Here is a 20,156-nt window from a genome sequence, read left to right as displayed (position 1 = left end):
CATTTTGTTGTGTCAAATGAGGACTTACCATTCGTACTTATATAGTCATTTTTAATAGTCGAATTTAATAAGACCGTTGTCTACAAACTAGATTAGCGGCTAAGTGATTAGCTTATGGTTACTTCGCATATAAAAAATAACCACTGCCAGTTTTGTTTGTGACTCTATTAAACGCCTTTTAAAAATTAGAGTCTTGAATCGAGATGAATAGTTGTGAAAGTAACAAATTTTAAAATAGAATCTTGTTTTAATTTTGTTTATTTGTTTTTTTATCAGTTGCTTACTATTTTCATTACTTTTGTTTTTATTTAATAAGTTAAGTTTATTTAATTGTTTTTGTGCTTTTAATTATTGTAATTCACAACTAGTGGATTAAAAAATGAAAGGTAAAAGGTAAAAGGTAAAAGGTAAAAGGTAAAAGGTAAAAGGTAAAAGGTAAAAGGTAAAAGGTGAAGGGTGAAGGGTGAAGGGTGAAGGGTGAAGGGTGAAGGGTGAAGGGTGAAGGGTGAAGGGGGAAGGGGGAAAGATTAAGCGTGAAAGGTCAGGTAGGGAAATCAGCAGTGGCGAGTGCAGACATCAGGATAAAGGAATTAACTAGCATATTAATTTATGCGTTTCTTTTAAATTAATAACTCTAAAGTAAGAGCCTTGTCGATCAGGCTCTTAATTGGTTCACAAACTCTTTTTCGGTGGCAGTGCAACGTTTGCAAAGATCAATCCAGCCACCAGTGACATAAATATCAGGAAGGTTTGTTGGCCGATGTGCTCGGCATACACAAAATCTTGTCCTTCAATTAATGAGTTTAAACCTATGTAAGTTTTACTGCCCGGTACTAATACAATCAAGCCTTGCATGGCAACAATTGAAGCGGGAGCATTCGCTATGCGGTTAAATAGGTTACTAAATACGCCCACCGCAAATGCGCCTACAAACGTTCCTAAGGTGTAATCTAAATACATTGCAGAGCCAATACTGCTGCCATAAGCAATAAAGCCAGAGGCGATAGACCAAGTAGCGTGTTTTAGTTTGGTTCTAAAGATAACAATTAAGCTACTACAGAGTAAAAATATTGCCAGCCATGCGGTCCATTTCGGTAAAGGCTCAGGTTGTATAAAATCGGCTTGACCAAACAGTGCAAAACCAATCGCAATGCCGATGAATGCACCAAAATAGAGTTTAAACAACAGCATAAAGGCATCCATCACCCGCGCTGTACCAGATACTAAGTGCCGCGCTGCAAGTTCAGCTAAGCCCAATGCTAATGCAAGTCCTGGTATAAACACGATAATGGCAGAGAGAACCACTAGGCGAATATTGATCCCAGCATCTAAATGTACGCTTACAGCGCAGGCCAAAATAGCCGACACTATCGCCACTAATGGCTCTAACATATGGGCTACGCGTTTTGAGCGCGCAGACCATAGTACAAATAAGTAGACGACAGAGGTCAGTAAAGCTGACCAAAAGACGTCATTCCAGCTGGTGCCCATTAACATTGCAAATGCACCGCCAGAGGTGGCAAAGGCAACCCCTGTAGTAAAGCGATTATACGGGTTGGGCATAATAAAAATGGCGTCGAGTTGCACATCAACTTCTTGTAGTGTGAGTTCGCCATTGAGCATTTTATTCACCAGATCATCGGTATCGGCTAACGAACCTAAATCGTGATCGCCAGGATCAACTCGGGCTACGTGGGTGTATTCGTCTTCGTGGCCATCAGTCCAGATCACAAAAGTAACAGAGGTGGGTGACATCACAAATGATGATTTAAGATCAAGGTAAGTCGCCACTTCCATTAAGTGGGCTTCGAGTCGATAAGCTGGGGTGCCATATTTATGGAGCATTTTGCCCAGTTTAACGATAAATTTGCGCTTTTCTGTGAACGTTGCGGTTTTCAAATGTGTATTGAACCAAAATTTAAATTATTCAGTTAAAAAATATAGACAATACATCTAAATTTGCCTACCTAGTTTGGCGGGAATTTTAAACACAAATCCCCGCCTGTCTAGTTTTTTCTAGTGAGAGGTTGGTTATTTTTTGCTGCAATCCATTGCGCCATATATTGGGTGCTGCGCATGGTATGATGCTTAAGCATTTGTCCGGTAAAATTGGCTTCACGATGTTGGGTTAAATTAGCTAAAGTTGTAGTTATTTTATGCATTAAATCAAAGGATAATGATTTTTTGTCATAAAATGTTTGCAGTAGAAGAGTCGCAGTTTTTTGTGTCTGTTTAAATACGCCTTCATCTTGATACAGTGCTACAGCGGCATCGGCAAATTGTTGCGGCTCAGTTGCTACCACGCCAGGCCAGTCTAAATCTCCATGCATGCCTTCACTACCAATAGGGGTTGTTACGCTAGGTGTTTGCATGATCATCGCCTCTAACAGCTTACCTTTAATGCCTGCACCAAAACGCAGCGGTGATAAACAGACGCGGGCATTTTCCATTACTTGATAGGCATCATCCGCCCAGCCTTTTATTAAAAAGCCAGTTTTGGGGTTATTTAAGGCTGTTGCTTTTGGCGGCGGGTAAGAGCCATAAATGTGTAGCTCAGCCTGCGGCAGTTGTTTACGAATGAGTGGCCAAATTTGTTGTAAATAGAGTACGGCATCCCAGTTAGGAGCGTGGCGAAAATTGCCAATGGTCATAAAGTGTTGACGTTGTGCAAATGATTTTGTTTGCACTGGCAGCGCAGTTAAATCGACCATAAACGGTAAATGGTGTAACAAACGGCTATCTACCTTAAATACATCTGCTAACAACTGCATTTCAAAGCTGGAAATAATTAAGCTTATGTCACAGCGTAAAATCGCGGCGATTTCACGCTTGGCAATGTCAGAATGTAAATCACTGTGACTAAATGCTCGCCCCCCTTTATGGGCTTCATGGCGCGCATTACGCAGACACTGTAAATCTTCAGTGTCGAGAATTTTCAGTGCACTAGGGCAGTATTTATCTACTCGCCAGCCAAATTGCTCTTCCATCATAAAGCGGTCAAACATCACGATATCAGGGGCGTAGTTGCTAACATATTCATCAAAACTTGCACAATTAAGGGCGATTGTCGCGCTGCTGATCCCGTAGTTATCAAGGTTAACCATATGCTCGGTTTTTTGTGCTGGGCTGGCAAACTCAACCTGCCAATCTTGTGCTCTAAAGGCGTTTAACAGCGACATCATATGGGTGCCAGCGGCGGATGAATTTGGCTCTGGCCACACATAGCCAATTACTAATACTTTTTTCATTGACTTGAATCTCTTATCTGTAACTGAACATCAACTAAGGTGCGTACTGCAGGGATACTTTGATTGAGCAATTCTTGCAATACTTGGCATGCACGCTTACCGATATCATCGGCATTAATAGTGACACTACTTAGTGATGGCGACATTAAGCATGAATCGGCTAAATCATCAAAACCCACGACTTTAATGTCTTTACCTGGTATTAAACCCTGCTCACGAATAGCTTCGATGACACCGTAAGCAATAACATCATTAAAACAAATAATCGCTTTAGTGTGAGGATGTTGTGCGTATAGAGCGTTAAAGGCATCACGTCCGCCTTGACGATTCGTGGCTGCGGTAATGATTGGTTTATCTTGAGGTAAATTAAATTGTTGTAGAGCGCTGTGAAAACCACTTAAACGTTCATGGTGATCGGAAATATCCTCAGTACCACCTACAAATGCAACCTCTTCAATACCTTGTTGTAAAATATGACAGGTTGCTAAATGAGTGCCTTTTTTATTATCGGGTAATATAGTTGGCGCGCCACAAAAGGGTACTTCGCGCATAATGTGAATAACCGGAAAGCCACTATCGATCAGCCCGTCAACCCATTGCTGGGTAGTGCCAGGAGCAGGGCACATAATAAACGCAGCCACATTATATTCTTTGAGTGTTTTAACTACTTGAGTTTGACGCTCTACGCTTTCAGCAGTATTGACCAACATTGGCAGCATGCCTAATGCATGAATATGGTTTTCAAGGCCAACAGCAAGTTGCGCAGAATAAGGGTTGGTTAAATCGTTGATCACTAACGCCACTAAGTTAGAGCGACGACTTCTCAGTGCTGCTGCATCACGGTTATAAACATACCCTAATGCATCAATTGCCTGTAACACTTTTGCTTTGCTTTTATCACTGACTTTGTCACTTTGGGTAAGCACTAACGACACCGTTGACTTAGAAACTTGTGCTTCTCTGGCAACGTCAAAAATAGTTATTTTATCGGTTTTAATTTTCATGTTAATTATGCGTCAGCAATTGCTTGAACTAAGTAGCCAGTTTAACGCAGTTTGTCTATATACCCAAGCCACCCCAAGATGCAGAATTCAGCGTTTCACAGGTGCTTAATATCAAGGCGTTACTTTGCAACAATGGCAGTCCCTTTTAAGAAGTAACAACGCTGAGAGTAAGTGCCTGTGGAACGCCCAACGGGTTGGTTTAAAAGCGATTTATACTGCGTTATTGATTTTAACAATAGAACCACTATTACTTGCAATCAATGCCTTGCCTAAATCGCTTTTAATTCCAACTGAAACTCACATCTTGAGGTGGTTTGGGTATATAAGTCACCTAATCGGCTCTGTTAGCTAAATGATCGCAAAAACTTTATGAATGTATCAAAACATGTTTAGATACAGCCATTAATAATAAAAATGAAGGATAAACCATGAAAGGTATCAAGCTTTTATTGGTATTTGTGTTGAGTGTTAGTGTTACTGGCTCAGCACTTGCTGCACAAGGCTATCAAACCCCCTCCAGTGATTTAGCAGCATTAGTTGACGCAAAATTAGCACCTAGCAGTTATTTATCGGGCGATGGTCAATGGTTGGCGCTATTTGATCGTAAACGTGTAGAGACACTGGATGATTTAGCGAAAGAAGAACTAAAATTAGCAGGCATACAGCTAAACCCAGCTAATTTTTCCCGCTCTCGTCCTCGTACTAAATTTAGTGGCCTGCAATTAAAGCACATTGCGACGGGAGCTGTGATTGCAGTTAATAATTTGCCAAACGGGGTGATCCGCTCGCCTAAATGGTCAAGTAACAGTGAGTACCTCGCGTTTATTGTTGAGCAGCCAACACAAGCAAACTTATGGGTTTATAACACGCAAACAAAACAAGCACGACAGTTGTCAGACGTGTCGCTTAATTCCGTGTTAACCGCAGCCCCCTATCAGTGGTTGCCAGATAGCACGGCTATTGTTGCCAATGTGGCTGTTAACTTGGGTAAACCAAGATTAGCCAACGACAGCAACAGCGTAGTACCGGTTATTCAACAAAGTAGCGGTCAAAAAGCCCCTGCGCGGACTTACCAAAATTTATTAACTAGCCCATTTGATGAACAGCAATTTAAGTTTTATGGTCAAGGGCAGTTAAGCTATATTCCGATGAGTGGTGTTGCCTCAGCAATTGGTCAGCCAGCATTATTTAAATCATTTTCAATTTCACCTGATTCAACCAATATATTAGTAGCAAGCATTGATGAACCTTTTTCTTATCAAGTGCCGTATAGCCGTTTTGCAACAACATGGCAGGTATGGGGAATGCGCGGTTATGCGTTGGTAGAACTAGCTAAACAGCCGCTTGCCGATAATATCCCGCAGGGTTATGACAGTGTTCGCACCGGGCGTCGTGATTTTCAGTGGCGCGATGACCAAGGTGCTGAAGTTATTTGGGCGCAGGCGCAAGATGGCGGCGATATGAAAACCGATGTGCCTCATCATGATTATTTATATAGCTTACGTTCACCATTCAAGCGCGAAGCAAAGCTATTTGCTAAAGTTGAACGCCGCTTTTCAGGCATGCAATGGGCCAATGAAAACGTTGCTTTATTAACCGAATGGCGTTTTAGTGATCGCCAAGTGCGCACTTATGTTATCCAACCGCGTAATGCTGATCGCAACCGCGTATTATTTTCACAGCGCAGTTATAACGATGCCTATAAGGATCCTGGTGATGCAATTTATGAGCACAATGATTTAGGTGCGAGTGTAATTAAAGTCGTTGGTGGACGTTATATATTCTTGCGTGGCGATGGAGCGTCAGAGCAAGGTAATATGCCGTTTTTAGATCAGTACGACATTAAAACCAATACAACCAAGCGTTTATGGCAATCAAAAGCGCCTTACTATGAACGCGTACGCGCTATGCTTGATGATGAAGGTGAGCGATTAATCACTATTCGCGAATCTAAAACGCAGCAACCTAACTTTTTTATTCGTGATTTAGACGATGACACGCTGACTCAACTCACTACGTTTGAGCATCCGTATCTGGCGTTTAAAGGCGTAACAAAAGAGCTGGTACGTTATAAGCGTGATGATGGCGTGGAGTTATCAGGCACTCTATATTTACCACCGGGCTACGATAAAAGCCAAGGCCCATTACCGGTGTTAATGTGGGCATACCCACTGGAATACAAAGACAAAGCGGTTGCATCACAAGTGCGTGAATCGCCATATGAATTTACTTATGTTGGTTATTGGGGGCCAATGCCTTACCTTGCGAAAGGTATTGCCGTATTTGACGATCCGAAAATGCCCATCGTCGGCGTAGAAGGCAAAGAGCCGAATGATTTATTTAGAAAACAGTTAGTTGCAAGTGCCAAAGCTGCGGTTGATGTGCTGGTCGAAAAAGGCATTGCGGATAAAGATAAAATTGCTATTGCAGGCCATTCATATGGTGCCTTTATGGTAGCGAACTTATTAGCGCACAGTGATTTATTTAAAACCGGTATTGCCCGCAGTGGCGCGTATAATCGCACCTTAACGCCGTTTGGGTTTCAAGGTGAAGAGCGTGATTTTTGGCAAGCACAAGACGTATACGCAGCGATGTCGCCATTTTTTCATGCTGAAAAAATTAACGAACCCATGCTAATGATCCACGGTCAAGAAGACCCGAATTCTGGCACCTTCCCGATGCAAAGCGAGCGTATGTACGCAGCACTGAAAGGTTTAGGTAAAGAAGCGCGTTTAGTGATGTTACCTTATGAAGCTCACGGCTACCGTGCTCGCAAGAGTTTACTGCATGTGTTGTGGGAGCAAGAGCAGTGGCTTGAAAAGTACTTGCTAACTGACGCAGCGCATACAAGCGATGCTCAAGCAAATACTGAACTTTCTGTAACAGAGTAAATTCAAAGTGCGGTTTATGCCGCGCTTGTTAATTTAATTACATGGGAAGAAGACCCACCCTTAATCTCACGGCACCTTCCCGATGCAAAGCGAGCGTATGTACGCAGCACTGAAAGGTTTAGGTAAAGAAGCGCGTTTAGTGATGTTACCTTACGAAGCTCACGGCTACCGTGCTCGTAAGAGTTTACTGCATGTGTTGTGGGAGCAAGAGCAGTGGCTTGATAAGTATTTATTGAGAGACGAAAGCTCTGTTGGGGCAGTAACTTCAGCTGAGTAATTTTGACTCACTGTAAACTCAAAAATATACAAGCGCGGTTTCATACCGCGCTTCAGATTGATGATAAAAAGCGGCTTGGTTAATTATGAAAGTAAACGCTTAACGTAGGTCGAAGCGGTCGAGTGTCATCACTTTTGTCCACGCAGCAACAAAGTCATCAACAAACTTTTGTTTTGCGTCATCTGCGGCATACACTTCAGCAATTGAACGAAGCTCTGAGTTAGAACCAAAGATTAAATCAACCGGAGTGGCGGTCCACTTAAGCTTTCCTGATTGGCGGTCGCGGCCTTCGTAAATGCCCTCTGTCGATGACTTAGACCACTTAGTTGACATATCAAGTAGGTTCACAAAAAAGTCGTTATTTAATGTGCCTGGCTTTGCCGTGAAAACACCGTGTTTAGTTTGGTTAGTATTTGCATTTAAAGCACGCATACCACCGACAAGTGCGGTCATTTCAGGTACTGATAAGCTCAGTAAGTCGGCACGTTCTACTAGCATTTCGGCTGGTGATTTCCACGCCGAGCTATAGTAGTTACGAAACGCGTCAGCTGTTGGCTCAAGCACGTCGAATGACTCAACATCGGTCATTTCCAATGATGCATCCATACGGCCTGCTTGAAATGGTACGTTTACTGAGTAGCCAGCATCTTTGGCCGCTTTTTCAATGGCTGTAGCGCCACCGAGTACAATCATGTCCGCAAGTGATATCTTTTTACCGCCTGCGGCATTTTTATTAAACTTAGTTTGGATGTTTTCAAGCTTAGTAAGTACTTTTTGCACTTCTTTTGGGTTGTTTACTGGCCAGTCTTTTTGTGGCGCTAAACGTAAACGTGCACCATTTGCGCCACCACGCATGTCGGTATCACGGTAGCTTGCCGCTGAGGCCCAAGCAACACGAACAAGCTCTGGTACAGTCAAGCCTGAATCTAAAATCGACGCTTTTAAGTTAGTTACATCTTTGTTGTTTACCAGTGGGTGATCAGCTGCTGGAATGTAATCTTGCCAGATCAATACTTCTTCTGGTACTTGGTCACCTAAGTAGCGTGCACGTGGGCCCATATCACGGTGATTTAGTTTGAACCACGCTTTGGCAAATGCCAGTTCAAACTCTTTAGGATCGTTTAAGAAACGCTGAGAAATTTTACGGAACTCAGGATCCTCTTTTAAGGCGATATCGGTAGTGAACATAATAGGCGCATGACGCTTATTTTTTATGTGTGCATCTGGCACTAGGCTAGAAGCTTGGCCGTTTACGGGGATCCACTGTGTTGCACCTGCTGGGCTTTTGGTTTTTTCCCACTCAAAGTTAAATAAATTTTGCAGGTAGTTAATTGACCAGCGTGTTGGCGTAACTGTCCATGCACCTTCAAGGCCTGAGGTCATGGTGTCTTCTGAGTGACCTTTACCACATTTGTTTTTCCAGCCTAAGCCTTGCTCTTCGATACCTGCGGCAGCTGGCTCTGCATCTAAGCAATCAGCTTTTTTAGCGCCATGTGCTTTACCAAAGCTATGACCACCGGCGATTAAGGCAACGATTTCTTCATCGTTCATTGCCATACGGCCAAATGACATACGAATATCGTCTGCGGCAAGTAATGGATCTGGGTTTCCGTGTGGGCCTTCTGGGTTAACGTAAATTAAACCCATTTCTACCGCTGCTAGTGGGCCTTTAAGTTTGCCTTTTTTGTCACGTCGCTCGTCGGTTAGCATTTTTCCTTCAGGGCCCCAGTATACGTAATCTGGTTCCCAATCATCTTCACGGCCACCGGCAAAACCAAAGGTTTTAAAGCCCATCGATTCAAGTGCAACGTTACCAGTTAAGGCAATTAAGTCGGCCCATGAAATATTGCGCCCATATTTTTGCTTGATTGGCCAAAGTAAACGGCGTGCTTTGTCTAGGTTCGCATTATCAGGCCAGCTGTTTAGTGGATCAAAGCGTTGTTGGCCTCCACCTGCGCCACCACGACCATCAAAGGTACGGTAGGTACCCGATGCGTGCCATGCCATACGGATAAAGAACGGGCCATAATGACCATAATCTGCTGGCCACCAATCTTGTGAATCGGTGAGTACTTTTTCGATATCTGCTTCAACTTCTTTAAGATCTAAACTCAAAAAGGCGTCTTTGTAGTTGAAGTTCTCGCCCATTGGATCTGATTCTGCACCGTGCACACGTAGTTGGCTTAGGTTAAGTTGTTCAGGCCACCAAAAATTATTTGATTTAACGTCAGTCGCAGCTTGGCTGTTACTTGCGATAAGTAATGAAACAGCAACGGCAACTTTTGTTACTGTCGAAGTTGTTTTGTTTAACATGAGTGTTCTCCTGTGAGTTAACAAGGAAAACTATAGTTGCGAAAAAAGCGACTAGCTAGTTAGTTTCTAGGGTTTAAAGCGATTGAATAGTTCGACAAAATAGATGAATGAAAGATTAATAACAAAAAGCCAGCATTAACGCTGGCTTTAGAAATGATGTTACTACTCGGCAATAAAGGCTTCGCCTTTTGTCATTCACTTTGCGGCGGGTTGGCCTTGTGATCTGGCTTAATCGTGTTGCTGGCTCTTTAATGATGTTCGTTGGCCTGTGGTTAGCTGTTAGCTAAGTGATGATTTAGTTTGTCATGTTTATTACATGTAAATAACATCGCTTTGTAATTTGTTCTTATTAATGTTTTGTTCAGTTTTATTTAACAAATAACTAAGGACAAAATATGAAACTGAAACCATTAGTAGGCAGTTTGCTAATGCTGGGGGCATTAAGCGGGTGCGATCTCGATAATAATAACGATATGGAGCCTAGTCGCTACCAATTAATGCTAGAAATTACCCCACAAAGTGCGGGTAATGTGGTGATCACCCCAGCAAAAGATGATTATGAGCAAGACTCAATCGTCATTCTCACAGCGCAAGCAGCTGAAGGATATGAGTTTATCTCTTGGTCTGGCGATATCGGCAGCGCAGAGTACGACGCCCAGTCACTCACATTGACGATGGATAATCATAAAGATATTACTGCCACGTTTAGTGCAGTTGTTGTGCCTGCGAAAGGCGATATTGTTATTAATGAAGTACGCTCAACGGACGGTGGATATGACTTTATTGAGCTTTATAATAATTCAGCTCAAAGCTTCACCTTTGGTGCCAATTGGGCGGTAAACGATTTAAAAGGTTTTGGACAAGATTTAGAGCCTGGTATTGCTATTCCAGAAGGGACCACCTTGCCTAGCGGTGAATTTTTAGTGATCGCCACAGACCAAACAAGTATTCCATTTGATGCACCTACAGGCACAATTGTTGCTGGGGAAGGTGACACTGATTTCGGTTTAGGTAAAGGCGATACCGCATTATTAGTGCACAATAATCTAGTTGTGCAAAGTGCACATTGGAATGATGGTAGTCATGTATCTTCATGGGGGCGTTTACCAGATGGCGGTGATTGGCATACTCAAGATGAAGCGCTCGCGCCAACGCCTGGTGCTGCCAATAAATTGCCAGCGCCAGTTGACGGTGCAACTGCTGCGAATATTGTGATCAACGAAGTAGTCTCAAAAGGCCGTGCTGACGCTGATTTTGATTTTGTTGAGCTGTACAACACATCTTCCGAACCATTTGTTTTTGCAGCTAATGAGTGGGAATTAGTTGATTTAGATCGTGAAGCAAATAACCAAGCGGGTTTAACTATCCCTGCAGGCACTGAAATTCCTGGTCACGGCTTTATTGTATTATTGCCTAATTTAGTTACGGGTACTCAGCTTCCTAACGGTGCACCCGCAACGGCTATTTTAAATAATAATGAAGACTTTGGCTTAGGCAAAGGCGAAACCATTAAACTAAAATACCAAGGCCAAGTGCATCAACAAGTCAGTTATGGCGATTTCCATGTTAATAGTTATGGCCGTTTTCCTGATGGTATGGAATTTATAGAGCTTGCTGATGAGAATGCACCACAGCTTTATGCCAGCCCTGGACGGAAAAACTTTAAAACTCCTATGCATGTGATTGCTGCAACTACATTAAATTTCACAGCATTTAATGATCAAGAAGCGGCCCTTGAAAGCAAAGGCTTTCGGGTATTTGGGAAAGGTGCCGATTTAGCTGCAGACGTTGAGCCTGAATATGTCGCCGTATCAGCGGATTCAAGCACTGCATGGGTATCATTGCAAGAGAATAACGGCCTTGCGAAAATAGACTTAACCACTAAAACTATCACTGATATCTTCCCGCTGGGCTTTAAAGATTATGGCATGGCAGGCAACGAAATCGATGCCAGTGATAAAGACAATATGATCAAGCTACAAACTCGCGCAAACGTAATGGGAATGTATCAACCTGATGGCATTGCAACATTTTCACAAGATGGCATACATTACGTACTTACTGCCAACGAAGGGGATGTACGTGACTGGTTTACTAACTTTGCAGAAGGTGAGAAAGTTGCAGATATCGTGCTTGATGAATCGGTATTTACTGACGTAAGTACATTACAAAACAACCTTGAATTAGGGCGTTTATTAGTATCGCAATATGTTGATTCCGATACTGCGGCATCCAGTCATAATACGCTCTATAGTTTTGGCGCTCGTTCATTCTCAATCTTTAATGGTGATACCGGTGAGCAGGTATTTGATAGTGGTTCATCGCTTGCCGTTGAGGCAAATAAAGCCGGCGTTTACCCAGATGGTCGCAGTGATGCGAAAGGCACTGAGCCTGAGAGCGTAACAACGGGCATGGTCGCCAATAAGCGTTATGCGTTTATTGCCTTGGAGCGCGCTGATGCGGTTGCAGTATATGATATTAGTGATGTGAATGCCGTAAGCTTTGTGCAAATGCTCGTTACTCAAGGCGATGATGCACCAGAGGGGGTATTATTTATACCCGCCGAGCAAAGCCCAACGTCACAAGCGCAGCTGGTGGTTGCAAATGAAGACAGCGGTAATATCACCGTCTATAGTGAAAACAGCGAAGGCAAGTTTGATTTTACATCACGCTTGTTACTTGAAGGCGGTGAAGGCGCTGCAGAGATCACGGCCTATGATGCCCAAACAAAACGTTTATTCGTGGTAAATAACGGCAGCTTGCTTAATGCCCCGCGTATTGAAGTGGTTGATTTTGCTAATCCGAGTAACATTGCAACACTCGCTGCAATTGATATTAGCTATTACGGTGCAGGTGTTAATTCTGTCGCAGTATCAAACGGAAAACTTGCCGCTGCGATCGAGTCAGGTGTGAAAACGGATACTGGCGTTGTTGCTATGTTTAACACCAGTAGTTATGAGCTTGAAATGATAGCTGCAGTCGGAGCGCTGCCAGATATGGTAACTTTCAGTCCAGATGGTAAATTAATCATCACCGCCGATGAAGGCGAACCGAGTGAAGATTACATGATTGATCCCCTTGGTTCCGTATCAATAATTGAGTTAAAACCAGTAAATTAATTTTTACTGGTTTTGGTAAAAAACCAACAAGAGCAACGTAGTCAAGCAAGTTACTATTATTTTTTAACAGGCTTTTGCTAACGAAATAGCCGCAAAACTTGCTTTTAATAAGGCAATTGCGGCTTTCGTTTTCGCAGCTAAAATATCCCGCGCAGGTGTAACTGCAAACACACTGTAATGAGGGAGTTGCCAATCGGTACACAAAGGTTTTAATTCACCTGAATGTAATAAACTTCGCACTTCCGGCTCGGGTAAAATGGCATAGCCAACACCATCACATACCAACTGAATAATGCTTTGCATATTGTTTACGGTGATCCGTGGCTCAGGTAATGTAACGCTTTGTTCAGTTGCTTTATGCGTCAGCGCATATTCTGCGCTTATGTGGGCAATGCGTGGCATTTTTGTTAATTGCTCAATATCGTTACTGATCTCATTGGCTAAAAGGTGGCTGTGGTGTACACATAACACTAAAGGCCAGTCAACTAAGTGCCTTGCTATTAAGTTTGAGTCTTGCAAAGGGCCAATAGCAATGGCTAAATCGGCGCCCGCTTTTATCATATCAACAGGTTCGTCAGACAAGCTGAGTTGAATATCAATATCCTCGTATTGGCTGATTAATTGCTGTAATGGTGCACTTAATAGCCCGCCGCCAAAGCCCACCGGTGCCACTAACTTTAATCGGCCACTGGGGTTATTTTGTAAGTGCTGTAACTGCTGCGAGGCAGATTCACTCAGGGCCAGCATCTTGATACAGCTTTGATAATACAGCTCGCCCGCTTCGGTGAGTGTGAGCACCCGCGGGCTGCGATTAAACAAGCTTAAACCTAACTCATGCTCAAGTTGCTTTATTTGTTGGCTTACAGCAGAGGTGGTCATCATCAACTCTTGCGCTGCACTACTCATATTCCCTGTTTCCACTGTGCGTGCGAACACATTGAGCGCCTTTAGTAATTTCCCATTCATAACTTTAAGTCCTGCTTAACATAGCTTTAAGAATTCACACGTTGAGAACGGGGGAACTTCTGATTAATATCGCAAACGCTAATTATTATCATTTATAAGACAAAAGTCACGGAGAATCATCATGAATACGGTAAGCCGTAAATTAATACCGTTAACTGCAGCAATTTTAAGCGCTTTAAGTGTGTCAGCCCATGCGGATGATGCAAAGCAAGATATGGAAGTGATTGTGGTATCTGCATCTGGCAGTGAACAAATGCTCAAAGAGGCACCAGCCAGTATTAGCGTGATAGACAGAGCACAGCTCGAAAAACGTTTTTATCGTGATTTAACCGATGCATTAACCGACGTCCCTGGTGTTGTTGTTACTGGCGGCGGCGATAGAAAAGACATTAGTCTGCGCGGCATGGCGAGCCAATATACCTTGATATTAATTGACGGACAGCGACAAACATCCCGTGAGACACGCCCTAACAGTGATGGGCCTGGGGTCGAAGGGGCGTGGACACCGCCTATTTCAGCAATTGAGCGCATTGAAGTTATTCGCGGCCCGATGTCGTCACTTTATGGCTCAGACGCCATTGGTGGGGTGATCAATATTATTACCCGTAAAACACCAGAGCAATGGTACGGTGAAGTACGTCTTGATAGCACAATTCAAGAGCGCAGTGAGTCCGGTAATATTAACCAAGCTAGTTTTTTTACCGCCGGTGGGCTAATTCCTGAGTTATTAGGTGTGCAGTTCTCTGGGCAGTTTTCGAAACGAGATGAAGATGATTTCACAGCAGGTTTTCGTGGCAAAGAGCAAAGTAATATCAAAGCCAAGTTTATTTTAACCCCGACTGACAATCATGAAATTATGTTTGAGGCAGGCACCGGTAAACAAACCTTGGATGCGACGCTCGGTAAAACGGTTGCTGCACTTGCACCAGGAGAAAACTGTGGACGCCGCGGTTGTCCTGAGTCATCAACGACTGAATATGAACAACAAACGTTTTCACTCAGCCATAATGGCTTTTATGATTTTGGTTCTTCGCGTAGCTACTTAAAGTACGATAAATTCGACAACACCTCTCGTGAAATGTATGTGGAAAACACTGACGCGCAAACTAGCTGGACGTTGCCAATTATTACCGATCATAATGCCACGCTAGGTGCCGCGTATTTAAAAGAAACACTGGATGATTATACTAGTAATAAAATTAGCGATTTAACGCACGTTGAGAATGAGCAGTGGTCAATCTTTGCCGAAGATGAATGGGCTGCCACAAAGTCGTTTAAATTGACCACGGGACTTAGGTACGATCACGATGGTAACTTTGCCGGGCATTGGAGCCCGCGTTTATACGGCGTGTATACAGCAACCAATGATCTTACTATTAAAGGTGGCATCTCAACAGGTTTTAGAGCGCCAAACATTCGCCAATCTACGCCAGACTGGGGACAAGTAAGTCGCGGTGGAAATATTTATGGTAACCCAGATTTAAGCCCAGAAACGTCAGTAAACTATGAAATGGGTATTTATTACGATGTGAACCGTGATCTGAATGTGTCAAGTACCGTGTTTTATAATCAGTTTGATGACAAAATCACCCGTATCGCCTGCCCGCTAACTCAGTGTACAGATGGCCCTAACGACTTTGGTTCACTGCCCACTACGTATGTCAATGTGGATGAGGCCGTCACTCAAGGCTTTGAATTTACCCTGTCATATGACATCACCAGTGATATCGACATAAGGGCAAATTACACTTACACCGATTCAGAGCAAAAGTCGGGTGAATACAAAGGCAGCCCACTAAATCAGTTGCCGAAACATATTTTGCAAACATCACTTAACTGGCAACCCAGTGATAAATTTGGCAGCTGGTTACGTGTTCACTACCGCGGTGAAGAAAGCCAACCAACCACTGGACCGTCGCAAAGTAGCTTAATTGCACCAGATTACACCTTGGCCGATATTGGTGGTAACTATGACTTAACGAACAGTGTAAAACTTGGCTTTGGTGTGTATAACATTTTTGATAAAGACATCACTGAGGATGAATACGGTTATGTAGAAGACGGCCGCCGTTATTGGGCGTCACTCAGCTGGGAATTTTAATTAATTTAACATAAATAGCAGGCCTCAATCCTCAATCGAGGCCTTTTTTATGTAGCTTGTTTAGCTTACAAAAACGTTAACGAATGCCTATTTACAGCGCAATGTTCGTTTTGATAGTAAATAGTAGACCACAGGCACAAAATAAAACGACAGCATAGTGGTCAGTACTGTGCCGCCAGCAATGGCAACCGCAAACGGTGGCCAAAAGCCGCCACCGGCTAAAATCAGCGGCAAAAAGCCACCAACCGTGGTAATAGTTGTTGAACTGATATGGCGAGAGCAAGTCATGACCGCGGCAATGATCTTGTTTTTATCGGTTAAAGCACTGGTTGCGTTAAGTTCGGATAAAATAACGATCGCAGCGTTAATTGCCAGCCCCATTAACCCTAGTAAGCCAATAATCACAGTAAACCCAAACGGATAGCCTGCAATATACACACTTAATAAGCCAAGCATCGCGGCTTGTAAGGCGTTAATTAAAATTAATGCGGTGGTAGTAAACGAGTTAAATGACATCACCAGTACCGTGATCAACAGCACCATGATAATACCTACTTGACCCAATAATTTACCGACCGCTTCATTGCGCTGTTGTGATTCACCGCCAATTTCTAACCTGTAGCCGTGGGGCAGTACAAAGCCAGATTTTTCAATAGTTGCAGTAACTTCATTAAGCACTGTTTGCGGCAATACACCGGTGGTTAAATAGGCTTCAATGATATTAACTCGCTCTCCGTCACGTCGTGCAATTGAACCGCGAGAAGGTGAAAGCATTACATTTGCATAAGATTCAACTAGCAATCCCTGATCAGTTGTTGTTTGGCTCGTTAATAGGGTGCTAAATAATGCACTAATGTCATCACGATCTTGATCGGCTACTCTTACTCGTACCGGTACAGTTTCAGTGTTGTCAATAATACTGCCAGCAATGACGCCATTAAATTGGCTTTGTAATTGTGTTGCCATATCAGTTAGGCTTAATCCTGCATGGGTGAGCGCGGCTTCATCCGTGTTTAGCCATAACTTTGGTGAGCCAGATAGTAAAGTGGGGCGAGTATGTGTGATGTTATCATGGGCGATTAGTTGTGTACGCAGTTGCTGACCTAATGCGGACAAGGTATCTAAGCTTGGGCCGTAGATGCGCATTTCAATTGGCGCATTGAATGGTGGGCCTTGCTCAAGCTTTCTGACTAAAGTTTGTGCGTTTGGAAATGCTTTATCAAGTTGTATTTGCAAGCTTTTTATCAACTCGTTGGCACGTTTAAAGTCGGTTACTTTTACCATCGCTTGCGCATAGTTATTGGCGCCGCGATTACGCTGAAGCATGTTATAGTAAAAGCTTGGGAAATTAGTACCGATCATCCAATCGAGCTTTTCAATACCTTTAGATTGCCGAATGAGTTGATCCATTTTCTCAATAGCTTGTCGGGTTGATGTAATACTCACATGAGGAGCAAAATGCACTTCAATTTGAAACATGTCGCGATCTGAGGGCGGGAAGAATTGCTCGGTCAGTTGCCCTGCGCCAAAAAAGCCGGCAACTGGGAGTATAAAGACCAGTAGTAAAGTGAGTATTGGTTTTTCTAGACTGCGTTTTAACGTTGCTGCAAAGCGTTTACTGAGTTTAGGTGTGCGTATACCTTGATAAAATAGCCCAGTACGCTGTTCGTTATTGATAAATTGCCCTGCAAATACCGCCACCAACGAGTGTGAGATCAGGTATGAGCCAATTAAGGCAAAAATTACACTTAAGGCAATACCGCCAATAAACTCTCCAGCGGCACCTGGCATCAGCACAATCGGTGCAAACGCTAAAATAGTTGTCAGGGTTGAGCCAAGCAGTGGTAGCCAAAAATGTGCCACGGCTTTTTCTACTGCGGCTAAAGCATTAAGGCCCTGTTGGCGAAAGCGCTGTACAGCATCGGTGATCACAATGGCATTATCAACCATAATGCCCAGTGCCACGACTAAACCGGTAACCGACATTTGATGAATAGGCAAGCCATAGAGCTGCATACTCACTAGCGTAAATAATACGGTTAAAGGCAGTGCGGTGCCAACAACCAGCGCAGCTTTAAAACCTAAAGTGATAAATAATACCACTAGAATAAGCACAAAACCCACGGCAATATTGCTGAGTAAGTCGGCTAAACGAGTTTCGGTATAACCGCGTTGATCAAAAATATCGTGTAGTATAATTTGGCTCGGTAAGTCTTGGCTAAAGTTATCGATGACGACATCAACACGCTCAGAAAAAGTATCGATACGTAAATTTGGTAACATGCGGATCGCAATATAGATACCGGGTTTGCCATCAATTAATGCAATTTCGCTGAAGGGCATTTTTATTGAGCGAGTAATGTCGGCTACATCAGAGAGTTGATATTGCCCTGCATGTTGATTACTACTCAGTGGAATTGCGCCAATGCGAGCAATCGAGTCAAACGCACCGATCACTTCAATTTGCATTTGCGACTTGTCATTTGTAAGGGTGCCTGCGGCTACTTTTGCATCCGCACCTTGAATGGCGGCATGAATATGCGCAAAAGGAATACCGGCTAAACTGGCTTTTTGTTGATCAACCGCGACTAAAATTTCTTCATCAACTTGACCAAAAAAATGCACCAACTCCACACCCGAAACATTACGCAATTGATTTTGCAGTTCTTTTGCGTAGCGATTAACCGTTGCTAATGTGGTTATATCGTCATTGGCATTAAGCGATAAGATACGGGTATAAGCATAGCCGCGCTCGTCATCCAGTTGCGGTGGTGAGGCATTTACTGGCAACTGGTTGCTGACATCAGCTAATAAATCCCGCAAACGCGACCAAATGGGTTTTACGTTAGTGATTTCGTCTTTTAATTCAACAGTGATCACCGATAATCCAGGGCGAGAAATTGATGACAAGGTTTTTACTTCGGCCTGAGATTTAAGCTTTTGCTCGATTTTTTCACTTACTTGTACTTCCACGCGCTCAGCACTCGCGCCGGGTAAGGCTGTGGTTATAATAGCAACACGGTTCGTGATCCTTGGATCTTCACTGCGCGGTAAGCCATTGATCGCAGCTAAACCGCTGACGATAAGTAACGCCACTAAAAGCGCTTGGACTCGCCCATGATTAAAAAAATAGCGGAGCATCACAACACCTTGGTTGGTTGATTTTCAACAACATTAACCGAAATATTGGCCGACAGCTTATGCATGCCATTGGCAACAATTTGCGCACCATTGGGTAATGGCGCGCCAATAAATGCATAGCCATTATGAGCATAATAAAGTTGCACTATAACGGGTTTTAAAACCGCATCTTTAATTTGGTAAACCTGCCAAGTACCGCGCACACCATCGGCAAGGGCGTCAAGAGGCACCCAAAAACCGCTTTGTTGCTGATATTGTTGCAAGGCTAATTTTGCTAATTGGCCAGCATAAACAGCTGCGCTATCTGGTAAAGCAAAGCGCATTGTTAAGGTTTGTGTGCGTGGGTCGATACTTGCCCCTTTACTGAGAGATTGCGCAGTAAAGCTGTGTCCGGCAATCTCAATGTCCATGCTATTTTTGATGGTGCTTTGCAGTGTCAGTGGAATACCCATGCTCACTTGTGCGTGTTGGTTTTCGATTAAACGCACAATTGGTGTGCTTGCTGCAACCATTTCACCTTGTGAGGCAAAGCGCTGACCTAAAATACCGCTGAATGGCGCAGTTAAATGTGCCTTTTCAGTACGAACACTGACTTCATTCAGGTTGGCTGTTATGCCTGCTAGTTCGGCGTTAAGCACGGCGATATTGGTTTTAACTTGGTCAAGTGCCGAGGTGGCGGAGTAGTTCTTTTTATCAAGTTCCGCTAAGCGTTGTTTTTCAAGTTTGGCTAAGGCAAGTTGTGCTTGAGTGCGTTGTTTTTGTGCATGGAGTTTTTGTTCTTCGATAACTAAAAGTTGTGTATTTTGGCGTGCAATAATGTCGCCTTGTTTTACTTGCTCGCCTTGATCAAAATAAAGCTGTTCAATTTTTCCCGGAAATTCAAAACTTAACTTTGCATCGTGTTGTATGATCACTTGGCCACTAAGCGTACGTGTTTGATAATAGCCCGCTTGTTGTTGTACTGTGTAGGCAGCTACATGAACCAGACTTTCGCCATGACTTATAAATGATGTGAGTAAAATGATTGCACTGAGCAGGTATTTGTTCATTGAAATGTCCTTATTTATCAACATGTTAAATCAGCGTGGTTAGTCTG

General features: G+C 43.3%; 10 protein-coding genes and 1 pseudogene. 4 read left to right on the top strand and 7 right to left on the bottom strand.

The genetic code is table 11. The features are described from left to right. Window positions 1-672 precede the first annotated feature (672 nt). From ACMVDV_RS21330 to ACMVDV_RS21320, 3 genes are all read right to left on the bottom strand, one after another. On the bottom strand, window positions 673-1,899 hold the full coding sequence (locus ACMVDV_RS21330) for a threonine/serine ThrE exporter family protein (RefSeq protein WP_304178842.1): 1,227 nt from the start codon (window positions 1,897-1,899) through the stop codon (window positions 673-675). Window positions 1,900-2,006: 107 nt separating this feature from the next. Next, a complete protein-coding gene (locus ACMVDV_RS21325; protein WP_416159577.1) occupies window positions 2,007-3,248 on the bottom strand; it encodes a glycosyltransferase in 1,242 nt (413 codons plus the stop codon). Beyond that, entirely contained in the window at window positions 3,245-4,252 is a 1,008-nt protein-coding gene (locus ACMVDV_RS21320; RefSeq protein WP_416159576.1) for a LacI family DNA-binding transcriptional regulator, read from the bottom strand. The genes ACMVDV_RS21325 and ACMVDV_RS21320 overlap by 4 nt, the downstream gene beginning before the upstream one ends. A 428-nt stretch (window positions 4,253-4,680) precedes the next feature. On the opposite strand from ACMVDV_RS21320, the gene ACMVDV_RS21315 reads away from it, so the two are divergent. Together ACMVDV_RS21315 and ACMVDV_RS21310 are read left to right on the top strand one after the other, a co-directional pair. Further along, entirely contained in the window at window positions 4,681-7,143 is a 2,463-nt protein-coding gene (locus tag ACMVDV_RS21315; RefSeq protein WP_416159575.1) for a prolyl oligopeptidase family serine peptidase, read from the top strand. A gap of 70 nt (window positions 7,144-7,213) precedes the next feature. Beyond that, a pseudogene (locus ACMVDV_RS21310) lies at window positions 7,214-7,420 on the top strand (alpha/beta hydrolase family protein); the annotation flags it as partial. Between the two features lie 99 nt (window positions 7,421-7,519). On the opposite strand, the gene katG reads toward ACMVDV_RS21310, so the two are convergent. Continuing rightward, window positions 7,520-9,733, bottom strand: coding sequence for a catalase/peroxidase HPI (gene katG, locus ACMVDV_RS21305; protein ID WP_416159574.1), 2,214 nt, complete (start codon window positions 9,731-9,733; stop codon window positions 7,520-7,522). Between the two features lie 395 nt (window positions 9,734-10,128). On the opposite strand from katG, the gene ACMVDV_RS21300 reads away from it, so the two are divergent. Beyond that, on the top strand, window positions 10,129-12,852 hold the full coding sequence (locus ACMVDV_RS21300) for a choice-of-anchor I family protein (RefSeq protein WP_416159573.1): 2,724 nt from the start codon (window positions 10,129-10,131) through the stop codon (window positions 12,850-12,852). Between the two features lie 63 nt (window positions 12,853-12,915). On the opposite strand, the gene ACMVDV_RS21295 is transcribed toward ACMVDV_RS21300, so the two are convergent. Next, a complete protein-coding gene (locus tag ACMVDV_RS21295) occupies window positions 12,916-13,818 on the bottom strand; it encodes a LysR family transcriptional regulator (protein WP_416159572.1) in 903 nt (300 codons plus the stop codon). A gap of 121 nt (window positions 13,819-13,939) precedes the next feature. Between ACMVDV_RS21295 and ACMVDV_RS21290 the strand changes: the two genes are divergently transcribed. Beyond that, a complete protein-coding gene (locus ACMVDV_RS21290) occupies window positions 13,940-15,919 on the top strand; it encodes a ligand-gated channel protein (RefSeq protein ID WP_416159571.1) in 1,980 nt (659 codons plus the stop codon). An 87-nt stretch (window positions 15,920-16,006) separates the two neighbouring features. Here the strand turns inward: ACMVDV_RS21290 and ACMVDV_RS21285 are convergent, their stop codons facing one another. Next, window positions 16,007-19,060, bottom strand: coding sequence for an efflux RND transporter permease subunit (locus tag ACMVDV_RS21285; RefSeq protein ID WP_416159570.1), 3,054 nt, complete (start codon window positions 19,058-19,060; stop codon window positions 16,007-16,009). After that, the gene (locus ACMVDV_RS21280; protein WP_416159569.1) at window positions 19,060-20,109 is read right to left on the bottom strand and encodes an efflux RND transporter periplasmic adaptor subunit; all 1,050 of its coding nucleotides are present in this window, start codon (window positions 20,107-20,109) and stop codon (window positions 19,060-19,062) included. The genes ACMVDV_RS21285 and ACMVDV_RS21280 overlap by 1 nt, the downstream gene beginning before the upstream one ends. Window positions 20,110-20,156: the final 47 nt, after the last annotated feature.

Source organism: Pseudoalteromonas sp. ASV78 (assembly GCF_047806705.1).
In the GTDB taxonomy this organism is placed as follows: Bacteria; Pseudomonadota; Gammaproteobacteria; order Enterobacterales; family Alteromonadaceae; genus Pseudoalteromonas; species Pseudoalteromonas prydzensis_A.
This window is presented reverse-complemented; position numbering and strand designations above follow the sequence as displayed.